The 13,777-nt window shown below is 48.6% G+C and carries 11 protein-coding genes; 6 read left to right on the top strand and 5 right to left on the bottom strand.

The annotated features are described in order from the left end of the window. Window positions 1–24 precede the first annotated feature (24 nt). On the bottom strand, window positions 25–1,032 hold the full coding sequence (locus tag LEUMU_RS26595; protein WP_022953539.1) for a Fic family protein: 1,008 nt from the start codon (window positions 1,030–1,032) through the stop codon (window positions 25–27). 129 nt (window positions 1,033–1,161) lie between these two features. Then, window positions 1,162–1,944 carry a helix-turn-helix domain-containing protein gene (locus LEUMU_RS0117175; RefSeq protein WP_022953538.1) on the bottom strand — a complete coding sequence of 261 codons (783 nt, stop codon included), beginning with the start codon at window positions 1,942–1,944 and terminating at the stop codon, window positions 1,162–1,164. Window positions 1,945–2,079: 135 nt separating this feature from the next. Between LEUMU_RS0117175 and LEUMU_RS28205 the strand changes: the two genes are divergently transcribed. After that, complete coding sequence (locus LEUMU_RS28205; RefSeq protein WP_022953537.1) at window positions 2,080–2,424, top strand: hypothetical protein; 345 nt, start codon at window positions 2,080–2,082, stop codon at window positions 2,422–2,424. Between the two features lie 72 nt (window positions 2,425–2,496). Here the strand turns inward: LEUMU_RS28205 and LEUMU_RS0117165 are convergent, their stop codons facing one another. After that, complete coding sequence (locus LEUMU_RS0117165) at window positions 2,497–2,925, bottom strand: Mpo1 family 2-hydroxy fatty acid dioxygenase (protein WP_022953536.1); 429 nt, start codon at window positions 2,923–2,925, stop codon at window positions 2,497–2,499. A gap of 118 nt (window positions 2,926–3,043) precedes the next feature. On the opposite strand from LEUMU_RS0117165, the gene LEUMU_RS0117160 reads away from it, so the two are divergent. The 3 genes from LEUMU_RS0117160 (at window position 3,044) to LEUMU_RS0117150 (ending at window position 7,403) form a co-directional block, all read left to right on the top strand. Further along, window positions 3,044–5,062: a DNA topoisomerase III gene (locus LEUMU_RS0117160; protein WP_022953535.1), complete on the top strand. Its 2,019-nt coding sequence runs from the start codon at window positions 3,044–3,046 to the stop codon at window positions 5,060–5,062. A 183-nt stretch (window positions 5,063–5,245) separates the two neighbouring features. Beyond that, window positions 5,246–5,917: a hypothetical protein gene (locus LEUMU_RS0117155; protein WP_022953534.1), complete on the top strand. Its 672-nt coding sequence runs from the start codon at window positions 5,246–5,248 to the stop codon at window positions 5,915–5,917. Window positions 5,918–6,140: 223 nt separating this feature from the next. Beyond that, on the top strand, window positions 6,141–7,403 hold the full coding sequence (locus LEUMU_RS0117150) for an ATP-binding protein (RefSeq protein WP_022953533.1): 1,263 nt from the start codon (window positions 6,141–6,143) through the stop codon (window positions 7,401–7,403). A 42-nt stretch (window positions 7,404–7,445) separates the two neighbouring features. Here LEUMU_RS0117150 and LEUMU_RS0117145 read toward each other — a convergent pair whose 3' ends face one another. Continuing rightward, window positions 7,446–8,345: a DMT family transporter gene (locus LEUMU_RS0117145; protein ID WP_022953532.1), complete on the bottom strand. Its 900-nt coding sequence runs from the start codon at window positions 8,343–8,345 to the stop codon at window positions 7,446–7,448. A gap of 36 nt (window positions 8,346–8,381) precedes the next feature. Beyond that, a complete protein-coding gene (locus tag LEUMU_RS0117140; protein ID WP_157474375.1) occupies window positions 8,382–9,467 on the bottom strand; it encodes a WD40 repeat domain-containing protein in 1,086 nt (361 codons plus the stop codon). 194 nt (window positions 9,468–9,661) lie between these two features. Here LEUMU_RS0117140 and dddP point away from each other — a divergent pair, with 194 nt between their 5' ends. Both dddP and katG read left to right on the top strand, forming a co-directional pair. Beyond that, window positions 9,662–10,984 (top strand): dimethylsulfonioproprionate lyase DddP, encoded by a 1,323-nt coding sequence (dddP, locus tag LEUMU_RS0117135; RefSeq protein ID WP_022953530.1) that lies wholly within the window; start codon window positions 9,662–9,664, stop codon window positions 10,982–10,984. Window positions 10,985–11,526: 542 nt separating this feature from the next. Next, window positions 11,527–13,683 carry a catalase/peroxidase HPI gene (gene katG / locus LEUMU_RS0117130; protein WP_022953529.1) on the top strand — a complete coding sequence of 719 codons (2,157 nt, stop codon included), beginning with the start codon at window positions 11,527–11,529 and terminating at the stop codon, window positions 13,681–13,683. Window positions 13,684–13,777: the final 94 nt, after the last annotated feature.

Raw genomic sequence — 13,777 nt, 5'->3', positions numbered from 1 at the left:
GCTGGGAGTTTTGAGTGATGGCCTTTAGCTATCATCTGGCTCAGTTAGAGTTCCCCGACCCAAGGTAATCCGTATCGCATCTAAGCTATAACGTTGTGCTTTCAGATCTAATATCTGTTTTACACGCTCGACTTGGTCTGGGGCATAAAGGGTATAGCCTTTATCCGTTTGGCTGGCCACCTCCAGCAGTCCGCTTTTTGTCCAGTAGCGTAGGGTTGAGGGGGTTTGAACAGTTAGCTTTGCTAGCTGGCCAATTTTCAGTAACTTACTTAGATTAACGGGTTGAGGGGCATCCTCGCCTTTGGCAGCTTTCAGGTAAATATCTAATGACCGATCAACGGTTTTAGCGATGAGTTTGTTGAAGTCATCCCGACTGCCGCCCAGCTGAGCTTGCTCCAAAGATTTGATATAGCGATCTCGTTGGCGCTTGCTGATAATGGCCGGAGGGTATCCTGCCTGCATTAGTAATAAATTCATTAGCAAACGCGCGGTTCTACCATTGCCATCAGCAAATGGATGGATCGTAACCAGTTCGTAGTGTGCGAGGCTTGCCAGTGCAACAGGGTGAAGCGTGTTTGCCTGTTCGCACAGGTTTTCTACAAACTCCGACATCAAGCGAGGAACTTTGACATGGTTGGGCAAAACGACCAAAGAGCCTGAGATTCTAACGGGAACAGAGCGATAGCGTCCCGCATTGTTGTCATCAATACCGTGAAGTATCAATTGGTGGATAGCCAGAATAGTCTGCTCAGTAAACTCGGAAACTGTCTGGCCAACCAGTCCATTCACATAGTCTAATGCTTTAGCGTGGTTATGCGCTTCTAAGTGCTCGTTTAAGCTTTTGCCCCCAACGGTCAGACCTTTTTCTACCACTAGCGCCGTTTCTTGACGGGTTAGTGTGTTTCCCTCGATGGCATTTGAGGTGTAGGTCAGCTCGATCTTAAACCAGTCATCAAGATTGGTGACGAGCTCGGGAGGCATTGGACGCAGCAGGTCTAGTGCGGATTTTTTATCACTTAATAGTTTGTACATGGTTAAAGTGTAAAGTGTAACGTTACACTTTTCAATTTAATAAGTATAAACTTGCCATCATTTAAAATGACACAGTACAAAGCAGGCAGAGACAGTGAAAAAACGCTTGATGGCCTGCCTGGATTGCTTCTATGACTGGGCATCCAAAAACGCCCGTGTAAAATCATCTGCCGGATAATACTGCTCAATCAAAATTTCAGCCGCCGTAATATCAGTCGGCGTACCAAACGAGGTAAGGGTGGTGAGGAACTTCAAGGTATTGCCACCCAGCACAAAATCCACATAAATAAACGGCTCGGTTGTCGCCTCAGGGCTGAGGTGATGTGGGTCTTTAGGAAAATCAGGATATGTAGCCAGTTGCTTCAATAGTGCCTCATGCCGCCCCGGTGCTAACTGCTGCTCATGACGCAGTCTCAACACGGTCGTATTCGCAACCTCCTGCCAATTCCCAATAAAAGGCTTAATCGCCTGCGGATCAAAAATCATTTCAGCAATGTTTTTGGTGTCAGGAAACGCTGGGCATTGCGCTTTGCACAACTCGAATAGCCGCCCAAAGCCATTGGTTTGCATCATGATATTCCAATCCCAGTCCAGAATAATGGCGGGATAAGGCTCATGTTTAGCCAGAATGATTTCTAAGGTTTGCGATAAGCGTTGCATGCTCGATTTGTCGAGTGGAGTGCGTGAGTAATGCTCCGCAAAACCCGCCAGTGACAGCAATTCATTGCGAGTTCGTAGTGGTAAATCCAATGCTTCCGAAAAGCGCAATACACTGTCTTTGCTCGGCTTTGAGCGCTCATTTTCAATAAAGCTCACATGCTTACTACTCATTCCCGCTTCCAACGCGAGGCTGAGCTGACTGAAGCCTTTGGCCTTGCGGAAAAAACGGAGTTGCTCGCTAAAGGTGCTCATGATGAATCGCTTATCTGTTGGAATTCACAACAGCTTACGATAAGCAAAGTCAGAAAACCGTACCTCTGAGGTAATTGTTTGCATTACCTATGGGTGTAAGAATTTGCCCATCTTAAATGTAAACGGAGTTAAACAATGACACTATTCAGACTTTCAATGGCCTCTTCCTGGGTAATGATTATGAGCCTGACGCTCTATGTTGCGAGTATTTACTGGGTCAATTGGCCAGCCGTGTATTTTGGTGATTTGATTGCTATGAACTGGCGCTCACAGTTTAACGCGGACTTTTTGGTGCACCTGCTTTTACTGTGTAGCTGGGTTTATTGGCGTGAAGAATCTAAACTGAAAGGCGCGATTTATGGCTTTTTGAGTATTATTATGGGCGGCATGTTTGGTTTTGCATACCTACTTTATGCAAGCTATGCCGCCAAAGGCAATGTGAAAGCCATTTTATTAGGATCGCATTACAAAGGGGAATAACCATGTGCCGCCTAAAGATCGAAAGCTAGAGGCGGCGAAGCTAAAAGCGGTCAGCTAAGCGCTTTAAATGATTTAATCGTTTGGTGAAAAGCCCGCTTTTTGCAGCAATGGATAAGCCACCCACAGCGGCCCAATCAGCAGAAACGACAAGTCTTGCAGAAAGCTGGGTTTCTTCCCCTCAATCTGATGCCCATAGAACTGCCCCGCCCACGCGGCAACAAAAATCAGCACCAACATAAAAAAGCCAAAGCCGATCGCCAGTTGCAACACAAGGCTTGCGCCAATCATCGCTGCGCCTAAAATCGCGATCTTTTTACCCATGGTGAAATAAAAGCCAATCGTGGCAGCGGCAAGAATGATGAATAGAAAAAAGGACACTTTCCACAGCAGTGCAACCACGGCAAAGAATATGATCGGCACACAGATGGTGTGAATTTGTTTGTTTTTCGGGTTTTGGTGTGAAACCGCATAAGCGGCCATCCACTGGTCAAATGTTTTCATGAGATCTCCTTCTCGGTAATTATTCGATTATCCGCATCTCTAATAATTTAGCAACTTATTGACCATTGGAGAGCTTTGCGCTGTACTGTGCTATCCGATTTATCCATTCAAATAAAAAATGATTCTATACATCGCAGAAAAGCCAAGCCTTGGGCGTGCTGTTGCTCAGGGGCTACCGAAACCGCATCAGAAAGGAGATGGCTTTATTAAAGTCGGCAATGGCGATGTGGTCAGCTGGTGCATCGGGCATTTATTAGAGCAGGCTCAGCCCGAGGCTTATAATCCGGAATTCAAGAAGTGGTCGATTGCGCACCTGCCAATTGTGCCGGAGCAGTGGAAGCTGGAAGTAAAGTCCAATACCCGCAAGCAATTCACCGTGCTGAAAAAGCTGATCAAAGAAGCTGATGTGTTGGTGAATGTTGGCGATCCGGACCGGGAAGGGCAAATTCTGATTGATGAGGTAATCAATCATTGTGGCGTGTCGAAAGCTAAAATTCTGGGTGCCAAGCGCTGTTTGATTAGCGATTTGAATGCCAATGCGGTGAAAAAATCCCTGAACAATCTACGTAACAATAGCGAGTTTGTGCCGTTGGCAACCTCTGCCTTAGCGCGTGCGCGTGCCGATTGGTTATACGGCATTAATCTCACGCGTTTGTGTACCTTAAAAGGGCAGAAGTCCGGCTTTAATGGTGTGCTCTCGGTTGGGCGGGTGCAAACGCCGCTGCTGGGTTTGGTGGTGCATCGGGATTTGGAAATTGAGGACTTTGTCAGTAAGCCATTCTATGAAGTGTTTGCCATCTTGCAGACCGAAAAAGGTGAGCAGTTTCGAGCTAAATGGAAGCCGAGTGCTGCCTGCGAAGATTATATGGATGACGAAGGTCGCGTGCTCTCCAAAAAGCTGGCAGAGACCGTGGTGGCCAAAGTCGTTAATCAAAACGGCACCGTGACCAATGTGCAGCAAAGCAAGAAAAAACAGCAACCACCGCTGCCGTATAACCTCTCCTCATTGCAAATCGATGCCGCAAAACGCTTTGGCTTAAGCGCGCAGCAAGTGTTGGATATTTGTCAGCAACTGTATGAGCGGCACAACTTGATCACCTATCCGCGTTCGGATTGCCGCTATCTGCCGATGGAGCATTATGCTGATGCCGGTGGCGTGACCTCGGCCATTGCCAATACCTGCAGCAATCTGAGTAAAGCAGTTTCACAGGCTGATCTGAGTTTAAAAAGTAAGGCGTGGAATGACAGCAAAGTGAGCGCCCACCATGCCATTATCCCAACGCTGCGTTCAATGGATGGCAGTCGTTTATCCGCTGGCGAGGCCAATGTGTATGAGCTGGTCGCACGCCAATATTTGATTCAGTTTTACCCGCCGTTTGAATATGCCGACAAGCAAATTGATAGCGAAGTAGCCGGTGGCTTGTTTATCGCTAAGCAAAAGGATGTGTTGAAGCAAGGTTGGAAGGCGCTATTTCCGGCGGCTAAATCCTCAGGCAATGCTGCGGCCAAGTCGCAAGGCAATGGTGCCAATTCTGCCAGCGGCGAGTCAGGTGCTTCCGAAGCGGGCAATCAAGAATCTGAGAATAATGGCGGCTTCTCCAGCGTAAAACTGCCGAGTGTGAAAAAGGGGCAGCCGGTACTCTGCGCCGATGCGAATTTGGTCGAGAAGCAAACCACGCCACCCAAACATTTTAATGATGCGACTTTACTAGGGGCGATGACTGGAATTGCCCGTTATGTGAGTGATCCGAGTATCAAAAAAGTACTGCGCGAAACGGATGGCTTGGGTACTGAAGCGACCCGCGCAGGCATTATTGAATTGCTGTTTAAGCGAGAGTATTTAGCCCGCAAGGGGAAGGAAATTCGGGCGACGGATATTGGGAAGCAGCTGATTACCAGCTTGCCATCGGTGATGGGTTATCCAGATATGACCGCGCATTGGGAATCGCAGCTGGAAGCGATTAGCCAGCGTGAGATTAATTATCAGCACTTTATGACGCCGATGACGCAAGGGTTGGGGCAGTTGATTGATGAGGTGAGTGCGGTGGAGTTTCGCGGGTTGAAAGGTTTAGGCAAGCCACCGAAGCAATGGGCTAAAAAGAAGCCCGCCGCTAAACGAGGCAAGCGCGCCTCCTGATAAACGGCTGTTGGTTATGGCGCGTGAACCCATCATACTATGGTTAAAATCGGGTTTGATTATATGTCATGGTCCGGCTGTGGGATCTGTTTCAACGATTAAGTATATTGCTCGTAGTACCTCCCCTCTCTGATAAACATCCCCAGCGCTAGTCGACTCACCAGATGATTAGGTACTCAACTTATGTCTACAAAATTAGTTTTTTTATTGGTTCTAGCTTGCAACACACTAGCAGTTGCTACTGCGATTACTATATACAACAAAACGGGAGTGAACCACTTCAACGAAAGTGGATTCATTACTATATTCTCTTGTCTTCAACTGTTAACAATATCCGGTATCGTATTTCAAATTAACAAGCATTCCCGTTGGAATAAGCCTACTGCAATCTGGAAACTTATTGCGCTCGGTTTTCTATTCTTGGCGATAGATGAAGTATTCAAGATCCATGAAAATATTGATTTACTGACTCATCACGTCTTTGGTTTGGAAGAAACGGGTCTTACTGACCGAATTGATGACCTCGTCATAGGCGTGTTCGGGTTGATAGGCTTGGGCGTGCTTTTTGCCTATCGCAGCGACTTAACAGCTTATCGCGTTACCTTGCCGTTATTCGTTGTTGGTTTTTTTCTTCTATTTAGTATGGTCGCATTCGATGCAATCACGAATAGAAATGACGTCCTGCCATTAATATTTTCTGATGATTTGGCTGCTATTCTTTACACTTACCTTTCGCTTGCAGAAGATTCATCAAAGGTTTTTGCAGAAGCTTTCTTCCTTCTGGCATTTTATGTGATTTTACAAATGGCAAAGATCAGAGAAAAAGATTCGGCTGTTCCAAAAGTCGGTCAATAGCCTCATTCGCAAAGCAATCAGGACGCGTAAAATATTCCCAACGATCTACCTCGGGAAGTATATTTAACTAACTGGCTGTTACACAGAGTACGTTACGGGGGCTGGATTTTTCGTACTATGGTGTCAGATAACTCGTATTATGGCGCCATATTTCTCGTATTATTGATTAATATAACTCGTATTATGGTATCGTATTTCTCGTATTATCATTAGCGAGTCAGCCATGTACCCACGTTATACAGAAAGCCTGTTACAGGAGTTACTTCAGGAATTTCGCATACTCTACCTAACCGGCCCGAGACAAGCGGGTAAAACGACGCTTGCCCGAAAAATGGCTGATGAATTAGGTATGTACTACGTGTCGCTAGATGATCAAGCCATGCTTTCCTCAGCAAAAAGTGACTCCGTGGGCTTTATTCAGAGCCTGCTAAACCGCCAACAGCCCATTGTGTTAGATGAGTTTCAATATGCGCCGGAGTTAGTCAGTGCTATTAAGCTGGCTTCAGACCGCTTAGCACCGAATGAACGCGGCAAGTTTTTTCTGACAGGTTCGGCAGATATTTTCAGCTCTGCAAAAACACAGGAAGCATTGCCAGGGCACATGGCACGGGTTGAGTTGTATCCGTTATCGGTCACTGAGATTGCAGGTGGCACGTTCAACTTAATTGATTTTCTGTTGGCCGATGACATGGCTATTCCCGATAACTTGCCCGTTATGGCGCGTGAGGATTTTGCGCAGGCGCTGATTAATGGCGGTTATCCTGAGCTGCAAACCAAGAGCGCAAGAGCTAAACCGATCTGGTTAAATTCCTATTTGAAGGGGCGCTTGTATAAAGACTTCGAAAGCATCTATGAGGCCAAGGGGGATTACCATACCAAGCTGGAATCGTTGATTCCTTATCTGGCTGGCTTGAGTGGCAACCTACTTAAATATGCCAATGTCGCTAATGATTTATCGCAGAATGACAAAGTAGTGAAGTCGTATATCGAGGCTTTGGAGTGGATGTTTATCGTGAAACGTTTGCATCCTTTTGTAAAAAATCGTGCCAAGCGACAAACTATCGGCATGCCAAAACTACAGATGGTCGATACCGGTTTGGCCTGTCATTTGTTGGGCTTAACTACGGTTGACCAGCTGTTGCTGTCTAACTTTTATGGTGGCTTGCTAGAGAGTTTTGTGGTGATGGAGTGCTTTAAGCATATGGGCTGGTCGCAGCAAAGCATGAATATTTATCACTATCGCGACAAGCAGAAAAACGAAGTCGATATCGTATTGGAGCAAACTGATGGGCGCTTAAATGCGTTGGAGATCAAAGCGGCTGCTACCGTCTCCGAGAGCGATTTTAAGGGCATCGCGAAGTTTGCAGATTTTGTGGGGCCAGCGTTTAAGTCAGGCTTTGTGCTGTACACCGGCGCATCGGTGTTGCCGTTTCGGATTGATGATCGGACGTTTTATGCATTGCCGATGTCATTGCTTTGGACGTAGCAGCGGCAGTTCCTCAAAGAAACTGCACGCCACCCATGCCCATCAATGAGGCTGTATAACCGCCTTAGCTCTCCGACGACTATCCCGCAGCCCCATCCAGCTATAAACCATCAACGTCGAAATCACTAGTGTACCCGCTAGTAAGGTTTGCGTGGATGGTTGCTCGGAAACCACCAGCCAGATCCAGAACGATCCCAACACCGATTCCAGCAGCAAAACCAGGCTAGTTTCTGCAGCGGATATATGGCGCAAGGCCAGCACAAACAGCACAAACGGAATTGGCGATACCACCAGAATCATCAGCGCCATCGGCATCCATTCTAAGTGGCCAATTTCGCCGGTGGTAGTCAGTAAAACGACGCCGGCACATGCGAGACCGGAAAACATATTCCCAAAACCGACACAACCCGTCAGGTTTTCATTGGGGAAGCCGCGCATAATGACAAATACGGTCGCCATGGATACTGCGCAGATCACCGCCGCAAGCAATCCCGACCATTCGCTGGTAGAGCCAGACTGCCCAAATAAAATCGCCAAGCCAATGCCGCACACCGAGGTCGCCACCCAAGTACGCAGTGAAATACGCTCACCAAGGAATATCGCCGATAAAAAGGCACTCATTAGCGGCGCAAACGCAATAATTACCAATACATCAGCCGCGTTGGCATGACTCACGCCATACACAAAACCAATCTGCGAGATGCCGTTGAAAAAGGTGATTGTTAGCACCCACCACAACCCAATGCGGCGCAGTTGTTCGAACAAATTACGGCGGTCGAGCAGTTGGTTATACAGCAACACCATGCAGCCGCCCAAGGTGCCGCGAAATGCACTAATCAACAAGGGCTCATCACCCGCCAAGCGGATCAGCAGTGCATCAGGAGAGAGAATGATGACACCCAGTAAGGCGAATAGATAACCTTTAATAGCAAGAGACGGCATACGATGATTCCGGTTGGGTTGGTGGTGTGGTCAGGCTTAGCGGCTGACAGTAGGTACTGGCCGCAGGTGGCGGATAAGTTGCCCCGTTCTGGCATTTAATAAACTGATGAAGTCGGCTTTTTCAGCCCCATTGCGGCAACTACTGCCCAAGGCTAACCAAGCGCCATTCGGGCTAAAGTCATAGGCACTGGCCGTTTGGCAATGCGCGGGAAGGTTTAGATTAATGAGCTGTTTTTGCTGAGTTTTAAGGTCGAGCCGCACTAGTTGGTTGTTCTTTTGAGGCAGCAGTAGGTAGCGGTTATCGGCCGTAAATAGCGCTGGAACATCGGTTTGGTTAGCCGGTAGCGCAATGGTCTTGCCCGTGCTTAGCTCCACTAGCTGACGCGGCGTATAAGCAAACTTACCATCGCCACTGAGTGTGATTGGCAGGGCTAGCGGCGTGAACGAGTGCGCCGCAATATCTAACGTTTGAGTGACTTTTTTCTGATAAATATCATACAGCTGCAATTGGTTTTTACCGACAGTGCCGCGCACAAGGTAAGCCACGGTGCGGCCATTGCCACTCGTGCCAAAGCTCAATAGCGGCGAGGCGGGCAGCTGGATAGTGCCCAAGTTTTTCCCATTGCCGGTATGGATCACATAAAGCTGCTGTTTATTGGCTGAGAGGAACAGCTGCTGAGTGCCGCTGGCATTGGTAATGGCCTGCGTGGGGCGATAGCGAGTGACAGGGTTTGGTAAGCCCGGAACCGCCAGCGTGCGCAAGGTGGCACCCGTTTTATTATGCAAAATGCTTAAGCCGCGCGCTTCCAAAACCGCCTGTTTAAAGCCATCCGGCGTAAAGCCCATCGGCAACTGGCGCTGTGGGTTTATGGCTAGCGTGGTGCTATTGAGAGTGCTGCCATTATTGGCGTTGATAAAGTGAATCACCGGCGTGTTGCTGCGCTCACTTTCATTATTCACACGGTTGGAAAAGTACAGAATCTGCGAGCCATCCTGACTAAAAGCCAGCTGCTGAATACCAACATAATTGGCGGGCATGGCGGCGCTGGCTATAGGGCTCAGGCCGCCCGCTAATAACAAGCTCATGACTAATTTAATGAATCGATTTGATCGTATGTTCATGGTGCGCAAGCCTCGTTTTTTCTGATCAAGCCCTGTAGTTATCAACTTATCGCGATACTTGTAAAGCAGATTCATGAAATCGGTGATTTTAATTTTCCGAGGCTAAACGATCATTTCTGCTTAGGCCTCATTTTATTTGCAATCGGGCCGTCAAACTTGTCGCTACAATCGGCTCAATTATCTGGAGGGTTGCCATGCTAAGTTCGAATCGCAAAATAGATCCAAGCCGTCGCCGCGCTAGTCAGTTTAAGCCCGACGGATCACTTAACGATAATGATCGCGTCGAGATCGGCCCGACCGCGTTGGCCTTTCAGGAGTGGGAGGCGCTTGGCCTAACCGCGCCAAACCTGCCGCGTATGCGTGAATACCGTTTGCAGCGCATTGTCGATGAGTTGCAAAAGCGTGATTTGGCGGGCGTGTTGTTGTTCGACCCGCTCAATATTCGCTATGCCACCGACACCACTAATATGCAGGTCTGGATTATGCATAACCATGCCCGCGCCTGTTTTGTGGCAGCCAGCGGGCATATGGTGTTGTGGGATTTTCACGGTGGTGATCACTTATCGGCACACTTGCCATTAGTCAAAGAGTTACGCCACGGCGCGAGTTTTTTCTACTTTGAAACCGGCGAACACACGCAGGCTCATGCCAAGCGATTTGCCAGTGAAGTTCAGGCGTTAGTCGCAGAACACGCCGGCAGCAACAAGCGCATTGCCATTGATAAAATCGAAATCGACGGACTGCGCGAGCTGGATAAATTAGGCATGGATGTGTGCGATGGCCAAGCCGTTATGGAGCACGCCCGCGTGATCAAAGGCGCGGATGAAGTCAATGCCATGCGCTGTTCGATTGCCTCCACTGAAATTGCCATGGCGCAAATGCAGAAAGCCTCAGTCGCTGGCGTGACAGAAAATGATATCTGGTTGATCTTACATGCTGAGAATATCCGTCGCGGCGGCGAGTGGATTGAGTGCCGAATTATGTGCTCAGGTCCGCGAACTAACCCATGGTTTCAGGAATCTGGCCCGCGCGTTGTGAAACATGGCGAGCTGCTGGCGTTGGATACCGATCTGGTTGGCCCTTATGGCATCTGCGCTGACTTATCCCGAACCTGGGTGATTGGCGATGCTGACCCTAGCGAAGAGCAGCGCCACCTGTACCGTACCGCGTATGAGCACATTCAATACAATATGAACTTGCTAAAACCCGGCCTCAGCTTCCGTGAATTAAGCGAAACTGGCTTGCGCTTACCTGAAGAATTTTGTGAGCAACGCTACGGGGTAATGATGCACGGGGTTGGTTTGTGCGATGAATATCCCTGCATTCGCTATCCTGAAGATGTGGAAAGCTATGGCTATGATGGAGTGCTGGAGCCGGGAATGGCGCTGTGTGTTGAGGCGTATATTGGCGCAGTGGGTGGCAAGCAGGGCGTTAAGCTGGAAGATCAGGTGATTGTGACTGAAACTGGCTTTGAGAATCTGACACGGTATCCGTTTGAGGAGAAGTTATTGGCGTGATGAATTTTGTCCTAAGTCCTAGGACTTGGGACATCAAGGTAAGATGAGGATTTAAAAGTCAATAAGGTTATTTTAAGCGATACGCATTTGCGCCCAAAGAAAAGCCATCGCGTCCCTGCGATGGCTTAGTAGTGCTTGAGACCGGGCTTCGGGGGAAGCTGGATATTCTCGACACTCTGGTAGACGCCTGGGCAAGGCGCTACACTTTTTTACACCATCCTCGGGCAAAGGAACGGTGTTTTAGGTGGAGACTTTGGGGGCTAGTCGCCGTCTCTCGGGGTTATTTTTATTAACCATAGCATAGATAAATTAAGATTTCATTCAGCTAGCGTTCATTTTGGTAATGAATATATTGATGGTGGTCGATAGAATTAAGACATATTCTTTAAAATAACCACTTAATAAAAGTATCGATCATAAAAAGCGAATGATATATCCTGAATAATCTATTTTACAGATAACTAAAATAACGAGATAGTAAGTACCCAAGTCCCACTGACTACGATCTAATATAACCAGAGCTAATAAAGAGGAGAATAGAAATGTCTGCAGGTAAATGCCCAGTAATGCACGGCGGTGCAACAGAAGAAAGCCAATCAGTAATGGCATGGTGGCCCAAGGCCCTAAATCTCGATATTTTGCACCAGCACGATTCCAAAACTAATCCCCTAGGCGCGGATTTTAACTACCGCGAAGCCCTAAAAGACCTCGACGTCGAGGCACTCAAAAAAGACTTACACGCCCTAATGACTGACAGCCAGGAATGGTGGCCAGCGGACTGGGGTCACTACGGTGGCTTAATGATTCGTATGACTTGGCACGCGGCAGGTTCCTACCGTATCGCCGATGGTCGCGGTGGCGCGGCAACCGGTAATCAGCGTTTTGCGCCTCTGAATTCATGGCCCGATAACGTCAACTTGGATAAGGCACGTCGTCTGCTTTGGCCTATCAAAAAGAAGTACGGCAACAAAGTTAGCTGGGCCGATTTAATCGCCTATGCCGGAACCATTGCCTATGAATCCATGGGCCTGAAGACCTACGGTTTCGCGTTTGGTCGTGAAGATATTTGGCACCCAGAGAAAGACACTTACTGGGGCGCTGAGAAAGAATGGCTAGCACCCTCTGGCAGCGAAGGCAGCCGTTATTCCGGCGAACGCGATCTGGAAAACCCACTTGCTGCGGTAATGATGGGCTTGATCTACGTAAACCCAGAAGGGGTCGATGGCAATCCTGACCCGCTAAAAACCGCACATGACATCCGCGTGACGTTTGAGCGCATGGCGATGAATGACGAGGAAACCGTTGCATTGGCAGCCGGTGGTCACACCGTCGGTAAATGTCACGGTAATGGTGATGCGAACTTACTGGGCGAGTCTCCTGAAGGCGCTGAGATCGAAGATCAGGGTTTTGGTTGGATGAACAAAACCAAGCGTGGCATTGGTCGCGATACGGTTTCCAGTGGAATTGAAGGTGCGTGGACGTCTAACCCAACGAAATGGGATGGCGGCTACTTTGACCTGCTGATGAACTACGAGTGGGAACTGAAAAAGAGCCCAGCCGGTGCATGGCAGTATGAGCCAATTAACTTGCCTGAAGAGAAGAAGCCAGTTGATGTGGAAGACCCTTCCATCCGTCACAATCCTATTATGACGGATGCGGATATGGCGATGAAGATGGACCCGGAATATCGTAAGATTTCTGAGCGCTTCCACGCTGACCAAGCCTATTTCTCCGAAGTATTTGCACGCGCTTGGTTCAAGCTGACTCACCGCGATATGGGACCAAAGGTTCGCTACATTGGCCCGGATGCACCACAGGAAGATTTGATCTGGCAAGACCCAGTTCCTGCTGGAAGCACGGCTTACGATGTGGGCACGGTAAAAGCGAAAATCGCAGCCAGCGGCCTGAGCGTGAGTGAAATGGTGACAACCGCTTGGGATAGCGCCAGAACTTACCGTGGCTCAGATATGCGCGGTGGTGCCAACGGTGCACGCATTCGCTTAGCCCCTCAGAAAGATTGGGAAGGCAATGAGCCAGAAACCTTGGCCAAAGTATTGTCTGTACTGGAGCCGATCGCGGCTGAAACCGGCGCAAGTGTTGCCGATGTGATTGTACTGGCCGGTAGCGTTGGTATTGAGCAAGCAGCCAAAGCGGCAGGTATGAATATTACCGTTCCATTCGCACCGGGCCGTGGCGATGCCACTAGCGAAATGACTGATGAAGAGGCATTCGACGTGCTGGAGCCGGTGAGTGATGGCTTCCGTAACTGGTTGAAGCAAGACTACGTTGTGATGCCTGAAGAGTTGTTGTTGGATCGCACGCAATTGCTGGGCCTGACTGCTGCAGAAATGACAGTATTGGTCGGCGGAATGCGCGTGATCGGGACTAACCACGGCGGCACTAAGCACGGTGTATTTACCGATCGCGAAGGCGCATTGACCAATGATTTCTTTGTGAATCTGACGGATATGGGCTACTCATGGAAGCCAACCAGTAAGAACGGCTACGACATTGTTGATCGTAAATCGGGCGAGACTAAGTTCACGGCAACACGCGTTGATTTGGTGTTTGGCTCTAACTCGATTTTGAGAGCTTATGCTGAGGTGTATGCGCAGGATGACAGTCAGGAGAAGTTTGTAAATGACTTCGTTGCCGCATGGACTAAGGTGATGAATGCGGATCGGTTTGATCTAGTTTAATCGCTGTTATTTGCTGTAAAAAGCCCGCGTTGCATTGAGTTGTGGCGCGGGCTTTTTGGTTTGAGTAGGAAAGGGTTTAGATAGGTGTTGAGCG

Origin of the sequence: Leucothrix mucor DSM 2157 (assembly GCF_000419525.1) — a bacterium.
GTDB classification, from domain to species: Bacteria; Pseudomonadota; Gammaproteobacteria; order Thiotrichales; family Thiotrichaceae; genus Leucothrix; species Leucothrix mucor.
The sequence above is the reverse complement of the archived record's forward strand: the minus strand, read 5'-3'. Positions and strand labels throughout refer to the sequence as shown.

Bases quoted from the DNA above. Each gene is read 5' to 3' on its own strand.
- LEUMU_RS0117150 (WP_022953533.1), top strand. From the start codon at position 6,141: ATGTACCCACGTTATACAGAAAGCCTGTTACAGGAGTTACTTCAGGAA.
- LEUMU_RS0117140 (WP_157474375.1), bottom strand. From the start codon at position 9,467: ATGAACATACGATCAAATCGATTCATTAAATTAGTCATGAGCTTGTTA.
- LEUMU_RS0117175 (WP_022953538.1), bottom strand. From the start codon at position 1,944: ATGAGCACCTTTAGCGAGCAACTCCGTTTTTTCCGCAAGGCCAAAGGC.
- LEUMU_RS0117165 (WP_022953536.1), bottom strand. From the start codon at position 2,925: ATGAAAACATTTGACCAGTGGATGGCCGCTTATGCGGTTTCACACCAA.
- LEUMU_RS0117145 (WP_022953532.1), bottom strand. From the start codon at position 8,345: ATGCCGTCTCTTGCTATTAAAGGTTATCTATTCGCCTTACTGGGTGTC.
- LEUMU_RS0117155 (WP_022953534.1), top strand. From the start codon at position 5,246: ATGTCTACAAAATTAGTTTTTTTATTGGTTCTAGCTTGCAACACACTA.
- katG (WP_022953529.1), top strand. From the start codon at position 11,527: ATGTCTGCAGGTAAATGCCCAGTAATGCACGGCGGTGCAACAGAAGAA.
- dddP (WP_022953530.1), top strand. From the start codon at position 9,662: ATGCTAAGTTCGAATCGCAAAATAGATCCAAGCCGTCGCCGCGCTAGT.
- LEUMU_RS26595 (WP_022953539.1), bottom strand. From the start codon at position 1,032: ATGTACAAACTATTAAGTGATAAAAAATCCGCACTAGACCTGCTGCGT.
- LEUMU_RS28205 (WP_022953537.1), top strand. From the start codon at position 2,080: ATGACACTATTCAGACTTTCAATGGCCTCTTCCTGGGTAATGATTATG.
- LEUMU_RS0117160 (WP_022953535.1), top strand. From the start codon at position 3,044: ATGATTCTATACATCGCAGAAAAGCCAAGCCTTGGGCGTGCTGTTGCT.